Source organism: Sorangium sp. So ce726, from assembly GCF_051521405.1.
Classification (GTDB): Bacteria; Myxococcota_A; Polyangia; order Polyangiales; family Polyangiaceae; genus Sorangium.
Genome location: NZ_CP150349.1, coordinates 7,805,422 through 7,827,224, shown reverse-complemented (window position 1 = coordinate 7,827,224; position 21,803 = coordinate 7,805,422). Strand labels below are relative to the sequence as shown.

Here is a 21,803-nt window from a genome sequence, read left to right as displayed (position 1 = left end):
CGGAACCACGAAGAGCGCATGGGCTCGGGCGGCGCTGCCCGCAGCAAGACGCTACCCAGGAGATCGCGCGTTGATGCCATGCCCCTCACGCGCGATAATTACTGTACCACGAGATTGTTCGAAATTCTACTCTCCGTCGGGAGTTTTCCGTTCCGATCCATCACGCTGTGAAGTTCTCAACTGGTCGTTCCAGCCGTACGAGGGAGTTGCAGGCTACCCGGCTTCCAACGCCTTCAGGCGTCGGTCCCAACCCAACGAATTGCGGGGCGAAAGCAATCTTGCGCCAGCACGAAAATACGAGAAAACTCGTGATCTGCGGCCCATAACAAGGCATCCTATGTCTGGGCGATGTCCGATGTAAGAGCCCCTCGGATGAGGTGAGTGTTATGAACACGTGGGCGAGACGGTTCATCGTTCCTGCGCTGCTCACGGCGAGTTACGCAGCCATGGGCGGTTGCACCGCGATGATTGGCGGCGATGACCCGGAGGCGAGCAGCGGGTCTGGCGACGGGCCTGGGAGCGGCGCTGGCAACGGATCCGGCAACGGATCTGGAAGCGGGTCTGGAAGCGGAGCCGGCGCCGGAGGGAACGGCTCGGCGGGGGGCGGCCCCGGCGTGGAGCCGACGGAGTGCATTCCGGGCATCCCGCAAACGTCGGCGCTGCCGCGTCTGACGAGGGCGCAATACGACAACACGATTCGCGATCTGGTCGGCATCGACACCCAGCCGTCGTCGATGCTCGCACCGGACGGGGTCGGGAGCGTCGATCAGCGCGCGTGGGACGGGTACAAGACCGCCGCAGCGACGGTGGCGGCGGCGGTCATGGCAGACGCCAAGGCGCGCGCCAAGACCATCCCGTGCACGCCGGCAGGCGACGGCACCGCGTGCGCGAACCAGCTCATCGATACGCTGGGACGGCGCGCCTTCCGGCGCCCGCTCACCGACGAGGAGAGAGGGCTCTTCCAGGCCCTCTACACCCGCCGCCAGGCGCTCACGCCGACCGGCTCGTTCGAGGACGGCGCCCAGCTGATCATCGAAGGGTTCTTGCTCTCGCCCTCCTTCCTGATGCGCGCCGAGATCAGCGAGAAACCCGAGGGGGAGTACTTCGTGCTGAACAGCCACGAAGTGGCGTCGCGCCTCTCGTACCTGATCTGGGGAACCATGCCGGACGACGCGCTGTTCGCCGCAGCAGACGCCGACGCGCTGCAGACGCCGGAGCAGATCCTCGCGCAGGCGCAGCGAATGCTGGCGGATCCCAAGAGCCGGGGGATGGTCAAGGCCTTCCACGAGCTCTACCTCCACATGGGCCCCGGCACGCGATGGTCGGACATCCAGCGTGATCCGGCTGCCTTCCCGGACTTCAAAGCGTCGATGATCCCGTTGCTGTCGGAGGAGACCGATCGCTTCATCGAGCACGTGGTCTTCGACCAGGCCGGGACGTTCCAGGATCTGGTCACCACGCCGGTGGGCTTCGTCAACGCCTCGCTGGCGCCGCTCTATGGCCTGGATCCTGCGGATTTCAACGGCGCGGCGCTCGTGCCGGTCGAACTCGACCCGACGCAGCGCTCTGGTCTCTTCACTCGCCTGGGCTTCCTGGTGTCGCACTCGGGGTACGACCGGACGTCGCCCATCCTGCGCGGGGCGTTCTTGCAGAAGGAGGTCCTCTGCGCGGCCATCCCGCCGCCGCCGCCGATGGTGGAAGGCACGCCGCTGCCCACGGATGCCAACCTCACGACCAACCGCGCTCGGGTCGACGCGCAGACGGCGGGAGACTCCTGCAAGTTCTGCCATCACACGTACATCAACCCGGCAGGCTTCGCGTTCGAGTCGTACGACGCCGTGGGCGCCTACCAGCAGACCGAATCGTTCTCGGGCGCGCCCATCGACACACGGGTGGACGTCGGCGTGGGCGAGGACGTCGTGGCGGTCGACGGCCCGGTGGCGCTCTCCGAGGCCATCGCGAGCTCCCCGGAAGCGCAGAAGTGCTACGTGCAAAAGTGGGTCTCGTTCGCCTACCAGCGCGAGCTGAACAACGAGGACTCCTGCACCGTGGACGAGCTGACCGCCAAGCTCACCCAGGGCGGCTACACGGTGCTCGACCTCATCGCAGACCTCACACAGAGTCAATCGTTCCGAGTTCGTGCACTGCAGGCGGAGGTGGAGCCGTGAACCGAAGACTGTTCCTGCGTGGAATTGGTGGCGCGGCGCTCGCCGTCCCGTTGTTGAATTCGCTCGGCCGCTCCGCGCGAGCGCAGGAAGCGCCGTCGCCGCGCCGCCTGGTGATCTTCTACACCAACAACGGTTGCCTGACGAACCGGTGGTTCCCGACGGGGATCGAGAACGGGGCCGGGAACGTCACCGCGGCGTCCCTGGAGACGACGCAGACGGACGGGAAGCCCCGGACCCTCGCCGCGCTCGCGCCCTTCGCGTCGAAGCTGCTCTTCCCGCGCGGGCTCGCGATGCCGCTGAACGGCTTCAACAACAAGGTGGACGGCACGGCCTATTTCGATCCCCACGATCAGGGCATGGGCAGCAAGCTGACCTGCGCGCCCCTCGATCCCGCCGGAGATCACTGGGCGCTGTCGCACTCGCTCGACCACGAGATCGCGCAGCGCTTCAATCAGGGCACCAACAAGGTCCCGCTCGTGCTCTCCGTCGGCAATGCCTTCACGAACGTCAAGGGCATCGTGTCGTACTCGGCGCCGAAGACGCCGTACGCGCCCGTGACCAACGCGCGCACGGTGTACAGCAGCCTGACCGGGCTCTTCACGAGCGGCTCCCAGACCGAAGCCGATTATCGCGTGGCTCGCGGCGAGAGCATCATCGATCTGGTGAGCCGTGACCTGAACGCCTACAAGGCCCGCAAGATGAGCGGCGGCGATCGGAAGAAGATCGACGACTGGCTCGCCCTGCTCCGTGAGACCGAGCAGCGGGTCGTCCCCTCTGCGTGCACCGCGGAGTCGGCGACCGCCCTCGGCATCACGGACGCCGCCCTCACGCAGGCGGGCTACCCCGCTCGCGGCGGCTTCCCCAACAACGAGACGGTGTACACGCTCGGCAGCGAGATGATGATCCGACTCATCGCCCTCACGATGATGTGCGACAACAACCGCTCCATCGTGCTCCAGTGGCCGGGCTTCGTGACGTTCAAGTGGGACGGCATCGCGCACACCCACGATCATCACGGGCTCTCGCACCGGAACGGGAGCGCCGCCGTCGGCGGCCAGTGCGTGAGCGGCGTCATCGATCAGATCCACGAGATCGACCGCTGGTATGCGGGGCGCTACGCCAAGCTGGTGAAGACCATCGACAGCATCGAGGAGGGTGGCGGCACCATGCTCGATAACTGCGCGGTCATGTGGCTGCCGGAGCTCGCCGACGGCAACGCGCACAACAACAACAACCTGCCCATCGTGATCGCCGGCAGCGCCGGCGGTTACCTCAAGCAGGGCGTCTCGGTGAACGTCGCGGGCGGGAAGCTCGAGGCAGGCAACAGCGAAGCCTCCTGCTCGAGCGGAACAGAGGGCGAGGACAACAGCGGCAACACCGGCTCGTCGGGCGGGACCGTCCCGCTGAACAAGCTCTACACGACGTTGATCAACGCGCTCGGCGCCGGGATGCCCGACTGGGTTCCTGTCGATCGCTTCGGCGTCTCGGATGCGGTCGCGGTTGGCTTCGGTGGCAGCGGGCCGTCATTCACCACCGATGGCGCAGGCAAGGTCACCGACGGGCCTGGCATCAGCAATCCGGGAGAGCTCAGCGCCATCAAGGCGTGAGGCGACCGAAAGTACGCCGCAAGGCCGGGCCAGCACATGCACGAGAGCGCCGTCGGCGCTCTCTGACTCCCACGATCGGCTCGAGCGTACCCGCCTGGCCATCACCTCGCCGGCGGGCGCGTGCGGGCTGGCGCTGAGGACAGCTGTGCGCTGGTCCCGGTCGCCTGCCCGGCGCGGCGGAGCGCATAGGCGATACCGCTCTGAAGGGTGCCCATGGTGACGATGGACTTCAGCTCGATGTCCAGGCCCACCATCGCCTGGGCGACCTCGGCGCGTGTGCCGGTGAGCACGGCCTCCGTGCCGAGCAGCCGCAGCGCATTGGCGGTCCCCACGAGCGTCTGCGCGATCTGGGTATCGATGTGCTTCATCCCGGTGATGTCCAGGATCACGACGCGCGCCTGGTGGCGCTGGGCGCCGTCGAGCGCGACCTCCAGCACCTGGGCCGCCCGCGCGGCGTCCATGGTGCCGATGAGCGGCATCACCATGATCCGGTCGGTGATCGGGATGAGCGGCGTCGAGAGCTCCGCCAGCCTCGACTGCTGCGCCTCGAACATCTGCCGCTGCAGCGCGGCCCGCTCCCGCTCCGCCTGCTCGCGCTGCTCGAGCTCGATCTTCAGGCGCTCGTTGCTCGCGCTGAGCTGCATGTTGGAGCGCTGGAGCTCGTCGGTGCGCTGCTCGACCTCGGCCTCGAGCCGCCGGTTGGCGTGCAGGACCTGCTCCTTCACCACCCGCATGCCCGAGAGGAGCAACGCGTTCTCGATGGATATCGCGGCCTGGGACGACAGGAGGCCGAGCAGCTCCACGCGGCTCGCGTTGAAGGCCCTGCTCGCGGCGTTGTTCTCCAGGTAAAGGACGCCGTTCATGCGGCCCTGATGGAGCAGCGGCAGGCACAGCACAGATCGCGTGCCCTGACCGAGGATGCAGGGATCGTCGGAGAACCGGGCATCGGCGCTGGCGTCGTCGAGGACCAGCGGCTCGCGGGTGCGAGCGACGAACAGCGCCACTTTATGCGGCAGGTCGGGGCGTGCCTCGAGCGGCTCGCTCGGCCCGAGCGCGAGCGTCCCGGGCTCGACCCCGAAGGTCGCCTCGACGAAGAGCCGCCCGTCCCGCTCCAGGACCAGCGCCCCCCGCTGCGCGCCGGAGTTCCCGAGCACGAGCGTCACAAGGCGTTCGATCACCCGCTCGAGCTCCGTCTCGCCGGCGATGCCCTGCACGGCGCGCACGATCAGCGCAGCATCCCGCAGGTTGCCGACCGTCGTCCGGCCGAGGATGGTCCCCGCGTGCGCCGCGCCCGACGTCGCCGAGGGGATGGACGAGATCGGCACGCTGTCGCTCGAAGAGGGCAGCAGCGCGGCGTGCTCGCGCGCGAGCGCGTCCGCCTTGGCCGTCGCTCCCCAGTGCCGGTAGCCGAGGTACGCGTCGACCATGTACGCGCGCGCCACCTTCGGCCTGCCCTCGTGGAGGTGCAGCTTCGCGCACAGCTCGTTCGCGAGCGCCTCGTCGTGAGGAAACTCGTTCTCCCGGGCCAGGGAGATCGCCCGGTCGTAAAGGCCCATGGCCACGAGCTGATCGCCGGCGACGCGCGCCTCCTCGGCCTGGATGAGCAGCAGCAGGTGCTCGAAGTTCATGGGAGCGCTCGCCGCGAGGCCCGCGATCCGCTCCTTGTGGCGGGCGATGGTCCGCGCGCGGCGCTCCGCCTCGTCGGGCGAGGCCGCGGCGGGCAGCGCGAGGAACGCCATGCAAGCGTAGAAATGCAGCTTCGTCGGTTGATACAAACCGAGCATGCCCGCGCCGTAGGCCTCGGCGTCCGCGGCGTTCGCCGCGGCCTCCTCGAAGTCGCCGTACAGATAGGGAAGCTGCAGCTTGAGCAGCGCGTGAATGAAGAGGCCTGCGATCAAGTCCTTCTCTTTGAGGCGCGCGACGAACTCGTCCTCGTCGAAATGGTCGTCGCTGAGGCTGTCGGGGGCCCGCGTCCGCCCCTGAAGGCTCGCGATCGCCTGCCTCATGAGCGTCAGCACGGTCGTGCCGACGACGTCCCCGGTTCGCCGAAACACGACGAGGCCTCGCTCCGTCTCCTCGCGCAGCTCTTCGAGCGGATAGCCCGCGGTGAACATGTTGCTGATCACGCAGGTCCATGCGTTGCTGAGATGGGCGAAGTCGCCTGATTCCAGCAGTCCTTGCCGCGCCGTCAGGAAGCGAGAAATCCCGTCGCGCACGTCGTAGAACAGGTGGGAGTACGTGGCGAAGACGTAGTTCACCCTGGCGGCCAGGGCGGCGTTCGAGAACTTGTCGCTCAAGGTGATGGCGAGACGGCCGAACGCATGGCCATCCGCGGGTCGCCCCTGCAAGACCGCGAGCAGGAATCCGTACGACGTGTACGCGAGGGCGGACACGTCAGCGTGGCCGTACCGCAGGGAGATGTTGACCTGCTTGAGGACGATCAACGGGTAAAGCTCCGGCCTCAGGCAGAAGAGCGGCCCCATCATATCGCTGATGAGCTGCACCAGCGCCCTTTGCTCCGGGTCGTCCATCGCCGGCGCGTCGATCAGGTCCTCTATGCGCCGGCCCGCCAGGTTCGCGTCCACCTCTGCGAGCTCGGCCCCGACGCGCGCCTGCAGCTCCGCCTCGCTGCTCGGCAGCGTGAGGCCGAGGATGCCGATGCCCTCGCTGCCCAGGCGCACCACGTCCGCGAAGTTCCCCAGCGTCACGTGGAGCAGCACGCGGAGGCTGTAGATCTGCGCCCGCTCCACGTTCGATCGCGCTCGGGGCATGAGGGACGTGAAGAGCTCCTCGGCCCGCTCGGGCGCGCCGCTCAGGTACACGCACTCCGCGTTCTCGCGGCTGAGCGTGAAGCAGAGCTCCTCGTGGCGCGTCCAGCGCGCGTCCCCGAGGAGCTCGATCCCCGCGCTGAAGTGGTCTGCGGCCGCCTGATAGGCTGTCCTGAGCTTGGCCGCCCTGCCCGCCCGCTGGTTGAGCCGGGCCAGGGCCAGCCGCCCGGCCTCGTCGGCGATGCCCCGCGCGCCCAGGTTCAGGTGGCGGACGATCTCGATCAGGTCCTCGTCCGGCGGCGTCTCGCCGGCTCGCGCCCAGAGCAGCCGGCCGATCGCCAGGTGCAGCGCTTCCCTGCGCGAGGGCTCGACGAGCGAGTAGGCCGCGTGGCGCACCCGGTCGTGCAGGAACCGGTACGATACCTTGATCTCCTGGGGGGCCGAGGGCTCCGTGTCCGCGCTCTCCTCGAAGAAGCGATAATCGCTGTCACGCGGCACGATCAGGCCTCCGCGCAGCGCGTCCCACAGGTCGGCGGCCGTCGCGGCGGGCGATTTCTCGTGGACGGCCGCCAGCGTGGTGAGATCGAACGCGTGGCCCAGGCACGCGGCGAGCCTCAGCGCGCGCTGCGTCGCCGGCGGGAGGCGGTGCAGCCTGTCGAGCATGAGGTCGACCACGTTGTCTGCGGCGACCGCCTCCCGGACGCGCGCCACGTCCCATGCCCAGGCCTCCGAGGGCGCGTCGAACCACAGCGCCCCTGCGTCGTGGAGCACGCCGAGGAGCTGGCCCAGGAAGAACGGGTTGCCCTCGGTCTTCTCGAAGACCAGCGTCGCGAGCGGCGCGACCGCATCCGGCCGCGCGCTCAGCGTGTCGGCGATGACCTGTGTGACCGTGGGCATGTCGAGGGGCTTGAGCGTGAGCTCGGCGATCGCCACGCCCGCCTTGCGAAGCTCACCCAGCGTCGCGTGCAGCGGGTGGGCGGCGTCCACCTCGTTGTCCCGATAGGCGCCGACGATCAGGAGATGGTTGCCCTCCACGTCCGTGAGGAGGCGATCGAGGACCCTGAGCGACGCCGGATCGGCCCACTGCAGATCGTCGAGGAAGAGGGTCAGCGGGTGCGTCGAGGCAGCGAAGACCCGCACGAAGCGCTGCACCAGCAGATCGAAGCGGTTCCTGGCCTCGGTCGGCGCGAGCTCCGGCACGTCCGGCTGAGGCCCGAGGAGCAGCTCGAGCTCCGGGATCAGCTCGATGAGGAGCTGCCCGTTCGCGCCGACCGCGGCGAGCAGCTTGCGTTTCCACTCCTCGACGGCCGCCGCCGACTCCGTCAGGACCTGCCGGATGAGCTCGCGGAAGGCCTGCGCCACCGACGCGAGCGCGACATCCCGGTTGATCGGATCGAACTTCCCTTTCGCGAAATACCCCCCATGACGGGCGATGGGCTTGTGGATCTCGTTCACCAGCGTGGTCTTGCCGACGCCGGAGTAGCCCGAGATGAGCACCAGCCCGGCCGCGCCCCGGCGAGCCCGCTGAAAGGCGGACAGGAGCGCGTTCACCTCGTGATCCCGGCCATAGAGCCGCTGGGGAACGCGCAGATCCAGCGGCCGATCGTGCTGGCCCAGCGGAAACGGATCGGCGCGGCCCGTCGCCTCCCACCGCCGGAGGCACTCCTCCAGGTCGAGCTTGACCCCGCGCGCGCTCTGGTATCGGTCCTCCGGCATCTTGGCCAGGAGCTTCACGATCACCTCGGACAGCGCCTGGGGCACCCCCGGCGCGCGCTCGTGCGGCGGCGCCGGTATGCGCGCCATGTGGCTGTGAATGAGCGCGGTGGGGTCGCCCTCCTGGAAGGGGAGGGCCCCTGTCACCATCTCGTAGAGCGTGACGCCGAACGAGTAGAGATCGGCGCGCAGATCCACGCTCCGGTTCATGCGGCCAGTCTGCTCAGGGGCGATATACGACAAGGTGCCTTCGAGCGCGTCCGGCGGGACCGTCTCGGGTGTCTCCCTCGAGAGGCGCGCCGCGATGCCGAAGTCGACGAGCCGCGGGCTCTGCGTCTTCTCGTCGATCAGGATATTGTGCGGCTTGATGTCCTTGTGAATGATCCGGAGTCCGTGGAGCGTGTCGAGGGTGCCCGCGAGCGCGATGGCGGTGCGGAGCGCCGTGCCTACGTCGAGCCTGCGCGCCTTCAGCACGGCGTGCAGCGAGGAGGGGCCGAGGTCCTCCATGATGAGCGCGAGGCCTCTGCCGCACTTCTCGATGGCGTGCGCCTTGACGACGCCGGCCACCTCGCCCGCGTCCCGCAGGATGGCGAACTCGCGCCGCAGCCGCGCGAGATCCCTGGCGGTCGGGAACTCGGACCGAGGCACCTTGACCGCGACCGGGGCGCCGTCTTCATTCCGGCGGCCGCGGTACAGCACGCTCTCGGAGCCTTCGTATACCCTCTCGAACAGCGTATGACCTGATAGATCGATCATTGCAGCAAGGTTCCGTATTCCGCGTCAGCCATCCAAAGGAGCGTGGCGCCCCCCACACATCAGCTCGAGCATCCGCCGTCCCCCGGTCGGACAGAGACTCGCCCGCCGGCAGAATACGCGGCAAGGCATGGAAGTCCAGCCTGCCGGCGCTCAGCGCGCTCCGCACTCCTCGCGACCTCGGGCGGCCTCCTCGGGGCGTCTCCCCGGGCATTCCGTGGGGGAATAGAGTGAATTGGCGAACCTGGCGCCATGACAGTCTTCGTCCTGAACCGGGGCGACTCCCCGCTACAGCGCTGGTGGACCGGTTCGATGCGGTGTCGCTGAAACCGCGGATTCAGAGGTTGGCGGCCGCGAGCACGCCCCGGTACACGTCGTCCACGCCGATGTCGCACCCCACCGACGACAGCGCAGCCCGAGCGCCGGGGCCATAGATCCGGAGCACCCAGCTCCCGTCGTCCTGGCGCGCGAACACCTCGATGCGAGGCGCCTTCTGTGACGCCAGGACGACCTCTCGGATCGACGCCACGGTCTGGTAATGCGCGAACTTATCGCCGCGATCGTACGCCTCGCTTGAATCGGAGAGCACCTCGATCACGAGGACTGGGTTCAGGAGGGTGTCGCGCCGCTCGTCCTCGAATTCGGGGCGGCCGCAGACGACCGAGCCGTCCGGATACACGTAGCGATCCGCGGCGGGGATCTTGATGCGCATGTCGGAGTTGAGCGCCACGCATCCGCGCTCGCCCAGCGCGTTGCCGAGCTGTCGGCCGATGTTCGCGGCGATGGCGCTGTGCTCGAACGTGCCGCCAGACATCGCGAAGAGCTCGCCGCCGGCGTACTCGTGCCTCGCCTCCGATCCGCGCTCGAGATCGAGGTATTCTGCCGGCGAGAGCTTCCGTCGCGGCGCCGCTTCTCCCATGTGCGGCAGTGTCGCGCGCCGGGCTTCCGATGTCCACGCGGAGCCGGGCGAACTGCCGCGGCTTCGGGGACCGTCCACCTCTCGCCGCGCCGGTGATACCGTCGTTTCGCGATGGACCGCACGCTCGTCGACGAGGGGAGCTCCTCCCGCGATCCGGGCCCGGTGCCCATGCCCGCGGGCGGGCTCGCGCACGCGCCCGGCGACGTGCTCGACCGCCGCTACCGGCTCCGCGTCCGCCTCGGCCGCGGCGGCTTCGGCGACGTGTGGCGCGCCGAGGAGCTCCTGCCCGACGGCGCGCCGTTCCGCGAGGTCGCCCTCAAGCTCCTCGTCTCGGACTTCGCTGACGCCGCCGACTGGGCCGACGAGGCCAAGCTCCTCGCCTCGTTCCGCCACCCGTCGCTCGTCACCATCTACGCCGCGGGCATCCTCCACGGCGCGCCGAGGACCCCGTTCGTCTCGATGGAGCTCCTCGAGGGCCGGAACCTCGCCGACCTGATCCGCTTCCGCCGCCGCATCCCCTGGCGCCGCGTGGTCGCCTGGGCCCGCGACGTCGCCGGCGCGCTCGACGTCATCCACGCGCGCAGCGTCGTTCACCTCGACCTCAAGCCCGCCAACCTGTTCCTCACCCAGGACGGCGCCCTCAAGGTCCTCGATTTCGGCATCTCGCGGCGCGCAGGCGCCCCCGTCTCCTGCGCCCCCACGGTCGCGGTCGGCGGCGGCCATGACAGCGGCGGGAGCGACCTTGGCACCGCCGCCTTCCTCGCCGAGCGCGACGTCTACGCCTCCACGCGCCGCGCCTTCGCCGGCGCGGACAGCCCCGCCGTCGCGCGCAACGTCATCGGAACACCAGGCTTCATGGCGCCGGAGGTGCTCGAGATGGCCGAGCCGACCGCCGCCACCGACGCCTACGCGCTCGCCGTCTGCATCGCGCAGCTCGCCACCGGGCGCCTCCCGCACGCCGTGCCCGACGAGCCGGACGACTGCTCCGACCCCGCGAGCGTCTCCGCCTGGTGGACCGAGCTCCGCGCCGCGACCCTGCGCGGCACCATGCGCGACCTCGAGCGCGACCCCGCGCGGCTGCCGCGCGGCCTCATCGCGCTCCTCCAGCGGCTCCTGTCCGTCGATCCCGCGCACCGGCGCGTCACGCCAGGGAAGCTGACGCAGCTGCTCGACGAGGTCTGGGAGCGGCCCCACGGCGTCCCCGACCGGCCGTACAGGGGCTTCGCGCCGCTCTCGTCCACCGACGAGGGGCTCCTGTTCGGGCGCGACGACGACATCACGCGCCTCGGGCGCGAGCTCGAGTTCGAGCCGTGCATCGTGCTCCAGGGGCCGCGCGGTTCGGGCAAGACCTCGCTCGCCTCCGCGGGGCTCGTGCCCCACCTCGCGCGCCGCCACGTCGACCAGAAAGACGACTGGGTCGAGGCCCGCCTCACCCCCGGCGACGACCCCGACGGCGCCCTCGCCCGCGCGCTCGCCGCCGTCTCGCCGGAGCTCGAGTCCGCGGACCTCGACGCCCTCACCAGGTTCTGCATGGCGTCGGCCGTCGGCGTCGCGCTGATCGTCGACCCCATCGCGCCCCTCGGCGACGGGCGCCTCGCCGCCCTCGTGGGCGCGCTCGCGACCGGCGAGCCGCGGCGAGGCCTCCGGCTCATCGGCGTGCTCGACGAGGCGGACGACCGCACCGCGGCCCTCCTCGCCACCCCGGCCGGCGAGGGCCTCCGGGCCGCGCTGCGCTACGTGGGGCTGCCCGCCGCCGCCGCCGTGAAGGACCTCGTCGCAGGCCCGGCGAAGCTCGCCGGCGCTGAGGTGCGCGGGCTCTCCCAGGTCGCGGCCGAGGCGCAGCGCGAGCTCCGGAGCGGCGGGGCGGCGCTCTCGTTCATCGCGCTCGCCCTCGCGGAATGGTGGGAGCGCGCGCGCGACCCGCGCCGCGCGCTGACCGGCGAGGCCTGGCAGGAGCTCGGCGGCGTGCGCGGCGCCCTCGCGCGGCACGCCGACGCCGCCGTCGCCGCCCTCACCCCGGAGGACCGCGCGATCGCCGACGAGGCGCTGCTCCGGCTCGGCGCGATGGACGGGTCGCGCCTCCGCTGGGCCGAGGCAGAGCTCGCCGAGGCCGTCGCCGCGCCGCCCGACGACGTCGACCGCGTCCTCGGCGCCCTCGAGCGCGCGCGCCTCCTCGTCCGCCGCGACAGGTCCGTGGAGCTCGCCCACGAGTCGCTCGTCTCGAGCTGGCCGCACGCCGCCGCCACCCGCGCGCTGCACATGGAGCGGCTCATCCTGCTCGAGCGGCTCCGCGAGGCCGCCGACGTGTGGGATCGCTCCGGCGAGAGCCGCGATCTCCTCCTGCGGCGCGACCTGCTCGAGCAGGTGAGCAGGAGCGCGGCCTTCGCTTCGCGGCTGCCGCGGCGCGAGCAGGCGCTCGTGCGCGAGAGCCTCCGGCGCGCCCGCGCCCAGCGCGCCAAGAAGATCGGCGCGGCCGTGGCGCTCGGGCTCACCGTCGCCTCGGCGTTCGTGGCCGAGCGGTGGGTCGCGGCGCGCCAGGCGCAGACCGAGGCCAAGGCGCGCGAGGCCGAGGAGCGCGCCGAGCTCGCCGAGCTCATCGGCAAGGCGCGCCGCACGGAGGACCCGTACCACCGCGCCGCGTGGATCGCCGCGGCCCTCGCGCGGCGCGCGGACGACGCGGCGCTGCCGCTCGATCTCGCGTCCGCCGCGGTGGGCCTGCCGCGCGCGCGCTTCCTGACCGTCGACGGCGTGGTGGGGCCGGCGCTGCCGTGGGACGATCGGTGGGTCATCGCCGGCGGCCCCGGGGGCTCGCTGCTCGTCGCCGACCTGCGCCCGCCCGACCCGGAGGTCATCGACGACGTGGCCCTCGACGCCGATCCGGAGAGCATCGAGCGCGCCAAATCGCCGCGGGTCCTCGCGCTGCGGCCGCACGACGCCCCGCACGTGGAGCGCGTGCCGTTCGCGTTCGACACGGCGCTCGCGACGCGCTCGGTCACCGGCGAGGTCCGCGTCTTCCGGCTGCGCGAGGGCGGCACCGTCGCGCTGGCCGCGGTCGCGCCGGTGCGCTGCAGCAGCGCCGTCCACGCGGCCGAGGCGGCGCCCGTCCTTGCCTGCTCGACCGACGGCGGGATCGCGCGCTGGGACATGCGGCGCGGCGGCGGCGCCGAGGCGGTCGATCGGCACCCGTTCCGCGGCAACGTGCTCGGCGTCTCGCCCGACGGCGGGCACGTCGCAGCGGTGCTCGGGCGCAGGGCGCTGCTCTGGGGGCCCGGCGGCGGCGCGGGCGCCGAGATCACCCTCGGCGCGCCCGCCGTGCTCGGCCGCTTCAGCCCGCGCGATCCCGTGATCGCGCTCGTGCAGCAGAGCAGGACGGCGATCTACGCCCTCGACCGGCCCGAGGCGCCGCTCTTCGAGCTCGACACGGATCCGGCGCCCGCGTCGGCGCGCTGGGACGCGGGCGGGCTCGATCTGGGCGTGTGCGGCAGCGGCGGCAGCGTCTGGCACTACCTGCGGAAGGGCGGTCGCGCCGCGGGCGATCCGCCGCCCGAGGGCTCGCCGTGCGAGGCGACCCCGGGCAAGGGCGCGCCGCGGCCGCTGCGTACGCGCGGCGAGATGGCCGACATCGCCGAGCGCGACGTCGGCCCGCACGCGCTCCTCGGCGGGTGGCGGCTGCCGGACCGGCGCGTGCTCACGCGCGACCTCGTCCTGTTCAGCCCGGGCGCGCCCGCCGCGGAGCGCCTCCTCGGGTTCGAGGGGCTCGATCCGGAGGGGGCGCCTGAGGTGCGCGACGTGGCCGCCTCGGCCGCGGCCGCGCTGCGGCGCGGGGGCGTCGTGGCCTTCGAGGTCGGCGGCGAGGTGCGCCTGTACGACGAGGGCTCGCGGCGCCGCACGGCCGCGCGGCGGGGCCACCTGCTGCGCGCCTGCGACGACGGCCGGCTCATGGCGTACCGCCGGGACCAAGGGGTGTGGACGCTGTTCGACGCGACGACCGGCGCGACGGTGGAGGTGGTGCCGAGGGCGCCGGCGCTCGTGCTCGGCGTCGACGCCGCCTGCCGGACGCTGTTCACGCAAGAGCTCGACGGAAACCTCGTCGCGACGTCGCTCCGCGACCTGTCGTCCCGCACGATCGCGGTGACCGACGGCTATGTCTACGAGGCGCGCCCGAGCGCCGCGCGCGGCGACGTCGGCCCCGGGCTGTGGCTCGCGTTCAGCTCGGGCGCCCTGGCGCGCATCGACGAGGCGCGGGGTGAGGTGCGGGTCCTAGGGTACGCCACGCCGCGCGCGACCGCGATCGCGGACGGCCCCCTGCCGGGCGACGCGGCCTTCGCGGACGCGACGGGCGTGGTCGTGATCCGCCGCGCCGGCCTCACCGAGCGGGTGCTCGAGGGCGTGAGCGGGGCGGAATGGGAGGACATCGCCGCCGCGCCCGACGGCAAGACGTTGCTGCTCTCGTCGGCGGACCGGATCGCGGCGCTCGACCTGGAGCGCCACGAGCTCGTCGGCGCCATGCCGTCCGACGGCCGCGAGCGGCTCGCGCCGTGGGACGCCGACGGCTCGGTGCTCTCATGGTCCTTCGGCCGCGTGGGCGGCGCGACCGGCCTCGTGGTGCCCCGGGGGCTGCCGCTCGCCCAGCGCGTTGGAGAGGCGGTGTCGAACCTGAGGGCCCAGGGGAAGCGGCTCGTCCCGCGGCTGTGAGGCCGCGGCCGACGCGGGAGGTCAAAGCCAAAGCCCGCCGTCGCGCCGTATTGTAGGGTCCGCCCTCACCCGCGCGCTCGCGACCGCGCTCGCGCGAGAGCAGAAGGCGTTGGCTCCGCTGCGGGAACGACGTAGGCTGTGGCAATCGTGCCCGCGTCCGAACCGAACCTGAATGCATCGCTGTTCCTGTGCATCACGTTCTTCCCGAGCGACCGCATGGCGACCGCGGTGCTGAGGCTCGTGTCCAGTTTCTGCGCGATGATCCTGGACGACGCGAATGTGAGCTCGCGGTTCTACATGGCCGCGCACGAGCTCGCCGAGAACATCACCAAGTATTCGACGGGCCCCAAGGTCAGCCTGGAGCTCGCGCTGGAGGAGGCCGAGAGCTCCTGTATCCTGAAGATCCGCGCGCGAAACGAGGCCTCTGCCGATCGCCTACGCGAGGTGGAGAGGCGGCTGCTCGAGCTGAAGACGACGAGCGATCCGGTGAAGCACTACGACGAGCTTATCCATGAGACGGCGATGGTAGAAGGGGTGTCGGGGCTCGGCCTCGCGCGGCTGTGCGCGGAGGGCGGGCTCGACGTGGACTACAAGATCGAGGGGAACGAGCTGACGATCATCGCGCACGCGCCGGTTGGGAGGTGGAGGGGAGATGAGCAGCTTAAGGGTTGAGTCCGTCGTCACGGACAGCTTCGGGATCGAGCCGACCCTGAGGGAGGACACCCTCAGCGTCAAGCTCACCGGCACGGGCGACATGGCGGCGGCCGCGCCGCTCGGCTCCTATTGCAGGGCCCTCCAGGCAGAGGTGGTGCGCCTCTCCGTGAGCGCCGTCGAGTTCGACGTAAGGTCTCTTTACTTTCTCAACTCAAGCTGCCTGAAGGCATTCATCAGCTTCATTTGCGGTCTAGCCGCGCAGGGGCTGAAATGCAAGATACAGTTCGTCACGGACGCCAGGCTTGGGTGGCAACGGCGGAGCTTGACGGCGCTGGAGCGCATGTCCCCCGAGCTGGTCTCCATCGCTGACGCTTGAGCAGGAGCCGCAGGAGATGAGCAAGAGACGCCGGACGATCGCCCTCTTGATGGACTACGTACGAGGCGAGTACCAGTCCGAGGTGCGTTTCGGCGTCGAGCGCGCCGCCGAGGCGCACGACGTCAACCTCGTCATCGCCTTCGGGGAGACGCTCGCCCTCCCCGGGGCCGCCAGCACGGCCCAGAACAGCATCTATCACCTCATCGGCGCGGAGACGGTCGACGGCATCATCGTCGCCTCGACGACGCTCTGCCACCACGTCGGCATCGAGGGGATGAAGCGGTTCTGCCGGTCCTACGCGCCGCTGCCGATCTGCAGCCTCGGGATGGCGATCGACGGCATCCCGAGCCTCGTCGTCGACAACGGCCTCGGGCTCGATCTCTCGGTCGGGCACATCGTCGACGACCACGGGCGCCAGCGCGTCGCGTACATCGGCGGGCCGCCGAACAACGAGGAGGCGGAGGTCCGCGCCGACGCCTACAGGCGGGCGCTCGCGGACCGCTCGCTCCGCTTCGACGAGCGCCTCGTCGCGTTCGGCAGCTTCACGATCGACACCGGGCGCGCCGCGATGCGAGAGATCATCGGGCGCGGGGTCGCGTTTGACGCCGTGGTCGCCGCCAACGACAACATGGCGCTCGGGGCCATGGAGGAGCTCAAGGCGCACGGCCTGAGCGTCCCGAAGGACCTCCCCGTGTGCGGCTTCGACGACGCCGTCATCGCGCGCTTCGCGAAGCCGTCGCTGTCCACCATCCGCCAGCCCATCAAGCGCATCGGCGCGCGCGCCGTGGACTTGATCGTGCGCATGATCGAGGGCGAGCCGGTGCCCGAGTACAACCTGTTCCCGGTCGAGCTCACGCTGCGCGAGTCCTGCGGCTGCGGCTACCAGGTGGAGCCCGCGGGCGCGCCCCCGAGCAAGGCGTGGAGCGCGGCGCTCCCGTCCGCTGGCCAGCGGGACGACCTGGAGCGCCTGGTCGAGAAGAGCGTCGCGATCCCCGCCGGCTCGCTCGACGGCTGGGCCAGCATGCTCCTGTCGGCGCTGGAGGAGGAGCTGGAGGGGACCGAGGGCCGCTTCCTGCGCGCGATCGAGTCGCTCCTCGACGCGGCGGGGCGCGAGGGCGCGATCCTCGAGCACTTCCAGGGCATGATCACGCTGCTCCGCGAGCAGTTCCGCCGGGGCCACGGGGCCCTCCGGGACGCGGTCCTCGACGAGGCGCTCGAGCGGATCTGGCACGCCTCGCGCATCGTCATCGGGAGCGCGTCCGTGCGCGCCGAGGGGCAGCAGCGGCTCAACGTGGAGCTCGCGTCGCTCTACCTGAGCTGGAGCGCGCGGAGCTTCTCGACCTGCCTGAGCCTGCCCATCCTGCGGCGCATGATGGCGTCGGAGCTGCCGCGGATGCAGTTCTCGCGGGTCGCGGTGTCGCTCTATGACACCGCGCACGACCCGCAGCGCACCACCATGAAGGCGCTCTTCCTGATGGAGGACGGCCGCGAGATCGAGCCGCCGGCGGAGAGCTTCCCGGCGCGCCGCCTCGCGCCCGACGGGTTCCTGGAAGGCCGGGAGCGCAGGAGCGTGATCGCGCTCCCGGTCGCGTTCGGCGACGAGGAGAAATTCGGTGTCGCGGTGCTCAACAGCGGCGCCAACGAGATGGTCTATGACGCCCTCCGCCTCCAGATCGGCTCCGCGGTCAAGGCCGCGGCGCTGCACTGGGAGGTCGTGCGGCAGGTGGAGCTGCGCGAGCGGCTGGAGCAGGAGAAGGTCCGCCAGGAGAGCGTCGTCGCGGCGCGCATCCAGACGACGCTGGTGCCGGCGCAGCTCTCGGTCGAAGGCCTCGAGCTCTCCGCCGTCATGAAGCCGGCCGCGGAGGTCGGCGGCGATTACTACGACGTGCTCGCGACAGACGAGGGCGGGTGGCTCGGGATCGGCGACGTCGCGGGGCACGGGCTCGCGGCGGGGCTCGTGATGCTGATGATCCAGAGCATGATCTCGGCCCTGACGCGCAACGACCCGCGCTCCAGCCCGGGGGACATCCTCTCCGCGGTGAACGGGGCGGTGTACGAGAATGTCCGCAGTCGGCTGAAGCGGGACGAGCACGCGACGCTGCTCCTGCTCCGGTACGAGCGGAGCGGGCGGGTGACGTTCGCGGGAGCGCACGACGACATCATCGTATGCCGCGCGCGCACCCGCCGCTGCGTGTGCATCCCGAGCTCGGGCGTCTGGATCGGCGCGCTGCCCGCCATCGAGGCGATGACGCGAGACGCCGAGTTCGTCCTGGAGGACGGGGACGTCCTCGTGCTCTACAGCGACGGCGTGACGGAGGCGCGCAACGCGCACCATGAGCAGTTCGGCCTCGAGCGGCTGTGCGCCACCATCGAGTCCTCCCAGGGCGCGCCCGCCGAGGCGATCCGGGACCGGATCCTCAGGGAGGTCGAGGCCTGGTGCCCGAGCCCCGATGACGACATCACGGTCGTCGTGGCGAGGTACAGCGCGCCTCGATAACTGTAACTGTGGCAACTGTGGCCCGAGCCCGCCCGCTTTCCTACATGAGCGCTATCGCCGGTGTCAGCAGAAGGGATTGGATCCGGGTTGAGAACCACGTACGCTCCGCCAATCGTGTCAGTGTCCGAACCGAGTCAGAACGGGTCACTGTTTCTGTGCATCTCGTTCCACCCGAGCGAGCGTATGGCCAACAGCGTGCTTCGGCTGGTGTCCAGCTTCTGCAGCATGGTGCTGGATGACGCCAACGTGAGCTCGCGGTTCTACATGGCCGCGCACGAGCTCGCCGAGAACATCATCAAGTACTCCTCGGGCCCCAAGGTCAGCCTCGAGCTCGCGCTGGAGGAGCGCGAGAGTTCCTGCATCATGAAGATCTCCGCGCGGAACGAGGCGTCGCCGGAGCGGCTGCGCGAGGTGGAGAGGCGGCTCTTCGAGCTGAAGACGGCGAGCGATCCTGTGAAGCACTATGACGAACTCATCTGTGAGACAGCGATGGTAGAAGGGGTGTCGGGGCTCGGCCTCGCGCGGGTGCGCGCGGAGGGCGGGCTCGACGTGGACTACACGATCGAGGGCAACGAGCTGACGATCATCGCGCACGCGCCGGTGGGGAGGTGGAAGGTCGATGAGCAGCTTAAGGGTTGAGCCCGTCGTCACGGACAGCTTCGGGATCGAGCCGGCCCTGAGGGAGGACACCCTCAGCGTCAAGCTCACCGGCACGGGCGATATGGCGGCGGTCGCGCCGCTCGGTCTGTTCCTCAAGGACCTCCACGCCGAGGCGGCGCGCCTCCGCGTGAGCGCCATCGAGTTCGACGTGAGGGCCCTCTACTTCCTGAACTCGAGCTGCCTGAAGGCGTTCATCAGCTTCATCGCCAGCCTCATGAGCCAGGGGCCGAAGTGCAAGGTGGAGTTCCTCACCGACACGCGGCTGGGATGGCAACGGCGGAGCCTGACGGCCATCGAGCGCATGTCTCCGGAGCTGGTCTCCATCGCCGACGCCTGACGCGAGAGCCGCGGGCCATGAGCGAGAAGCGCCGGACGATCGCCTTCCTGATGGACTACGTCGGGGGAGACTACCAGTCCGAGGTGCGCTTCGGCATCGAGCGCGCCGCGGAGGCCCACGACGTCAATCTCGTGATCGCCTTCGGAGAGACGCTCGCGCTGCCCGGCGAGGGGGGGGCGGCCCAGAACAGCGTTTATCAGCTCATCGGCCCGGAGACGGTCGACGGCATCATCGTGGCGTCGGCGACCCTCTGCCACCACATCGGCATCGAGGGGATGCGGGAGTTCTTCCGGGCTTACGCGCCGCTGCCCGTCTTCAGCATCGGAATGGCGATCGACGGTCTCCCGAGCCTCATCGTGAACAACGGCCTCGGGATCGAGCTCTCGGTCGGGCACATGATCGATGTCCACGGGCGCCGGAACATCGCGTACGTCGGCGGACCGGCGAACAACGAAGAGGCCAAGGCGCGCGCCGACGCCTACTGGGGGGCGCTCGCGGCGCGCGGCCTCCCGCTCGACGAGCGCCTCTTCGCGGTGGGCGCGTTCACGATCGACAGCGGTCGCGTCGCGATACGCGACATCCTGGACCGCGGGGTCGAGGTCGACGCCGTGGTCGCCGCCAACGACAAGATGGCCCTCGGGGTGATCGAGCTGCTCGCGGAGCGGGGGATCCGCGTCCCGCAGGACATCCTCGTGTCCGGCTTCGACGACGCCTTCATCGCGCGCTTCTCCAAGCCTTCGCTGACCACCGTTCGCCAGCCGATGAAGCGGCTCGGGGCCCAGGCGATGGACACGATGATGCGCATGCTCGACGGCGAGGTCGTCCAGGACGTGGCGCTCCTCGACGTCGAGCTCACGTGCCGTGAGTCGTGCGGCTGCCGGGTTCAGGCGAGCGCCTCGCTCGCGCCGTCGGCCTCGGCGACGCGCGACGGGCCGTCCCTGGTCGCGGCGCGGCGGGAGTCGCTGGAGACCGCGCTCAGGAGGAGCGTGGCCATCCCGACGGGCTCGCTCGACGGCTGGCCTGGCGAGCTACTCTCGGCGCTGGAGGACGAGCTCGCGGGGCGGGAGGGCCGCTTCCGGCACGCGCTCGAGGCGCTCCTCGACGCGGCGGGGCGCGCGGGCGCGATCCTCGATCACTTCCAGGGCGTGATCGATGTGCTCCGGGAGCGGCTCGGCCGGCCGCCGTCGGGCGGCGGGGGCGTCGCTCTCTACGATGCCCTCGAGCGGCTCTGGCACGTGTCGCGGATCGTCATTTCGAGCGCGTCGATGCGCGTCGAGGGGGAGCGGCGGCTGACCGTGGAGCTCGCGGCGACGTACCTCAGCTGGAGCGCGCAGAGCTTCTCGACGTGCCTGAGCCTGCCCAGCCTGAAGCGCGTGCTCGCGTCGGAGCTGCCGGTCCTCGGGATATCGCGGGCCGCGGTGTCGCTGTATGACGACGCTCCCGAGGCGCCGCGAGGTGTCATGAGGTCGCTCTTCCTGATGGAGGACGGCCGCGAGGTGGACCCGCCGGCGGCGAGCTTCCCGGCGCGCCGCCTCGCGCCCGACGGGTTCCTGGAAGGCCGGGAGCGCACGACCATGATCGCGCTCCCCGCCGCGTTCGGCGATGAGGAGAAGTTTGGTGTCGCGGTGTTCAACAGCGGCGCGCACGAGCTGATCTACGACGCGCTCCGCCTCCAGATCGGCTCCGCGATCAAGGCCGCGGCGCTGCACCGGGAGATGGTCCGTCAGGTGGAGGCGCGCGAGCGGCTGGAGCAGGAGAGGGTCCGCCAGGAGAGCGTCGTCGCGGCGCGCATCCAGACGACGCTGGTCCCGGAGCGGCTGTCGGTCGCGGGCCTCTCGCTCTGCGCCGTCATGAAGCCGGCCGCCGAGGTGGGCGGCGACTACTACGACGTGCTCGCGACCGCCGACGGCGGTTGGCTCGGGATCGGCGACGTCGCGGGGCACGGGCTCGCGGCGGGGCTCGTGATGCTGATGATCCAGAGCATGGTCTCGGCGCTGACGCGCAGGGACCCGAGGGCGAGCCCCGCCAGGGTGATCTCGGCGATCAACGCGGCGCTGTACGAGAACGTCCGCGGCCGCCTGAAGCGGGACGAGCACGCGACGCTGCTCCTGCTCCGGTACGAGCGGAGCGGGCGGGTGACGTTCGCCGGGGCGCACGACGACATCCTCGTGTGCCGCGCGAAGACGCGCCGCTGCGTGTGCATCCCGAGCTCGGGGGTCTGGATCGGCGCGATGCCATCCATCCAGGAGATGACGCGAGACGACGAGTTCGTCCTGGAGGACGGCGACGTCCTCGTGCTCTACAGCGATGGAGTGACCGAGGCGCGCGACGCCCACCATGAGCAGTTCGGCCTCGAGCGGCTCTGCACCACCATCGAGGCCGTCCAGGCCGAATCCGTCGTGGTCATTCGTGACAGGATCCTGAAGGAGGTCGAGGGGTGGTGCCCGAGCCCTGACGACGACATCACGATCGTCGTGGCGAGGTACCGCGCCCCCCGGCAGCCCTGACGCATCGGTCGAGGCGCGGCCGACGCGCTCGGCGAAGCGGCGAGCGCGCGGTCGTGACGGACGGCGTGAACAGCGCGCCGGCGCGCTCACGATCGTTCGCTCGCCTACATGAGCACACGGCCGACCAAGGGGGATTGGATCCGGTGCAA

At 70.7% G+C, this 21,803-nt stretch carries 11 protein-coding genes; 9 read left to right on the top strand and 2 right to left on the bottom strand.

Translation table 11 applies throughout. The annotated features are described in order from the left end of the window. Positions 1 to 386 precede the first annotated feature (386 nt). On the top strand, positions 387 to 2,168 hold the full coding sequence (locus WME79_RS29085; protein WP_437521381.1) for a DUF1592 domain-containing protein: 1,782 nt from the start codon (positions 387 to 389) through the stop codon (positions 2,166 to 2,168). Further along, positions 2,165 to 3,775, top strand: a complete 1,611-nt coding sequence (locus tag WME79_RS29080; RefSeq protein WP_437521379.1) for a DUF1552 domain-containing protein — start codon at positions 2,165 to 2,167, stop codon at positions 3,773 to 3,775. The genes WME79_RS29085 and WME79_RS29080 overlap by 4 nt, the downstream gene beginning before the upstream one ends. A gap of 101 nt (positions 3,776 to 3,876) precedes the next feature. On the opposite strand, the gene WME79_RS29075 is transcribed toward WME79_RS29080, so the two are convergent. Together WME79_RS29075 and WME79_RS29070 are read right to left on the bottom strand one after the other, a co-directional pair. Beyond that, the gene (locus WME79_RS29075) at positions 3,877 to 9,012 is read right to left on the bottom strand and encodes an AAA family ATPase (protein WP_437521377.1); all 5,136 of its coding nucleotides are present in this window, start codon (positions 9,010 to 9,012) and stop codon (positions 3,877 to 3,879) included. 334 nt (positions 9,013 to 9,346) lie between these two features. Further along, on the bottom strand, positions 9,347 to 9,928 hold the full coding sequence (locus WME79_RS29070; protein ID WP_437521375.1) for a Uma2 family endonuclease: 582 nt from the start codon (positions 9,926 to 9,928) through the stop codon (positions 9,347 to 9,349). A gap of 111 nt (positions 9,929 to 10,039) precedes the next feature. On the opposite strand from WME79_RS29070, the gene WME79_RS29065 reads away from it, so the two are divergent. From WME79_RS29065 to WME79_RS29035, 7 genes are all read left to right on the top strand, one after another. Beyond that, on the top strand, positions 10,040 to 14,623 hold the full coding sequence (locus WME79_RS29065; protein ID WP_437521373.1) for an nSTAND1 domain-containing NTPase: 4,584 nt from the start codon (positions 10,040 to 10,042) through the stop codon (positions 14,621 to 14,623). 138 nt (positions 14,624 to 14,761) lie between these two features. Continuing rightward, a complete protein-coding gene (locus tag WME79_RS29060; RefSeq protein WP_437521370.1) occupies positions 14,762 to 15,295 on the top strand; it encodes a hypothetical protein in 534 nt (177 codons plus the stop codon). After that, complete coding sequence (locus WME79_RS29055) at positions 15,276 to 15,653, top strand: hypothetical protein (protein ID WP_437521367.1); 378 nt, start codon at positions 15,276 to 15,278, stop codon at positions 15,651 to 15,653. Before WME79_RS29060 ends, WME79_RS29055 begins: the two co-directional genes overlap by 20 nt. Before the next feature lie 16 nt (positions 15,654 to 15,669). Then, positions 15,670 to 18,150, top strand: a complete 2,481-nt coding sequence (locus tag WME79_RS29050; protein WP_437521364.1) for a SpoIIE family protein phosphatase — start codon at positions 15,670 to 15,672, stop codon at positions 18,148 to 18,150. 183 nt (positions 18,151 to 18,333) lie between these two features. Next, complete coding sequence (locus tag WME79_RS29045) at positions 18,334 to 18,789, top strand: hypothetical protein (RefSeq protein WP_437521361.1); 456 nt, start codon at positions 18,334 to 18,336, stop codon at positions 18,787 to 18,789. Beyond that, a complete protein-coding gene (locus WME79_RS29040; RefSeq protein ID WP_437521359.1) occupies positions 18,770 to 19,147 on the top strand; it encodes a hypothetical protein in 378 nt (125 codons plus the stop codon). Before WME79_RS29045 ends, WME79_RS29040 begins: the two co-directional genes overlap by 20 nt. 17 nt (positions 19,148 to 19,164) lie before the next feature. Then, positions 19,165 to 21,654 carry a SpoIIE family protein phosphatase gene (locus WME79_RS29035; RefSeq protein ID WP_437521357.1) on the top strand — a complete coding sequence of 830 codons (2,490 nt, stop codon included), beginning with the start codon at positions 19,165 to 19,167 and terminating at the stop codon, positions 21,652 to 21,654. The last annotated feature ends 149 nt before the right edge of the window (positions 21,655 to 21,803 follow it).

Bases quoted from the DNA above. Each gene is read 5' to 3' on its own strand.
- WME79_RS29040 (WP_437521359.1), top strand. From the start codon at position 18,770: ATGAGCAGCTTAAGGGTTGAGCCCGTCGTCACGGACAGCTTCGGGATC.
- WME79_RS29035 (WP_437521357.1), top strand. From the start codon at position 19,165: ATGAGCGAGAAGCGCCGGACGATCGCCTTCCTGATGGACTACGTCGGG.
- WME79_RS29050 (WP_437521364.1), top strand. From the start codon at position 15,670: ATGAGCAAGAGACGCCGGACGATCGCCCTCTTGATGGACTACGTACGA.
- WME79_RS29070 (WP_437521375.1), bottom strand. From the start codon at position 9,928: ATGGGAGAAGCGGCGCCGCGACGGAAGCTCTCGCCGGCAGAATACCTC.
- WME79_RS29075 (WP_437521377.1), bottom strand. From the start codon at position 9,012: ATGATCGATCTATCAGGTCATACGCTGTTCGAGAGGGTATACGAAGGC.
- WME79_RS29055 (WP_437521367.1), top strand. From the start codon at position 15,276: ATGAGCAGCTTAAGGGTTGAGTCCGTCGTCACGGACAGCTTCGGGATC.
- WME79_RS29065 (WP_437521373.1), top strand. From the start codon at position 10,040: ATGGACCGCACGCTCGTCGACGAGGGGAGCTCCTCCCGCGATCCGGGC.
- WME79_RS29085 (WP_437521381.1), top strand. From the start codon at position 387: ATGAACACGTGGGCGAGACGGTTCATCGTTCCTGCGCTGCTCACGGCG.
- WME79_RS29045 (WP_437521361.1), top strand. From the start codon at position 18,334: ATGGCCAACAGCGTGCTTCGGCTGGTGTCCAGCTTCTGCAGCATGGTG.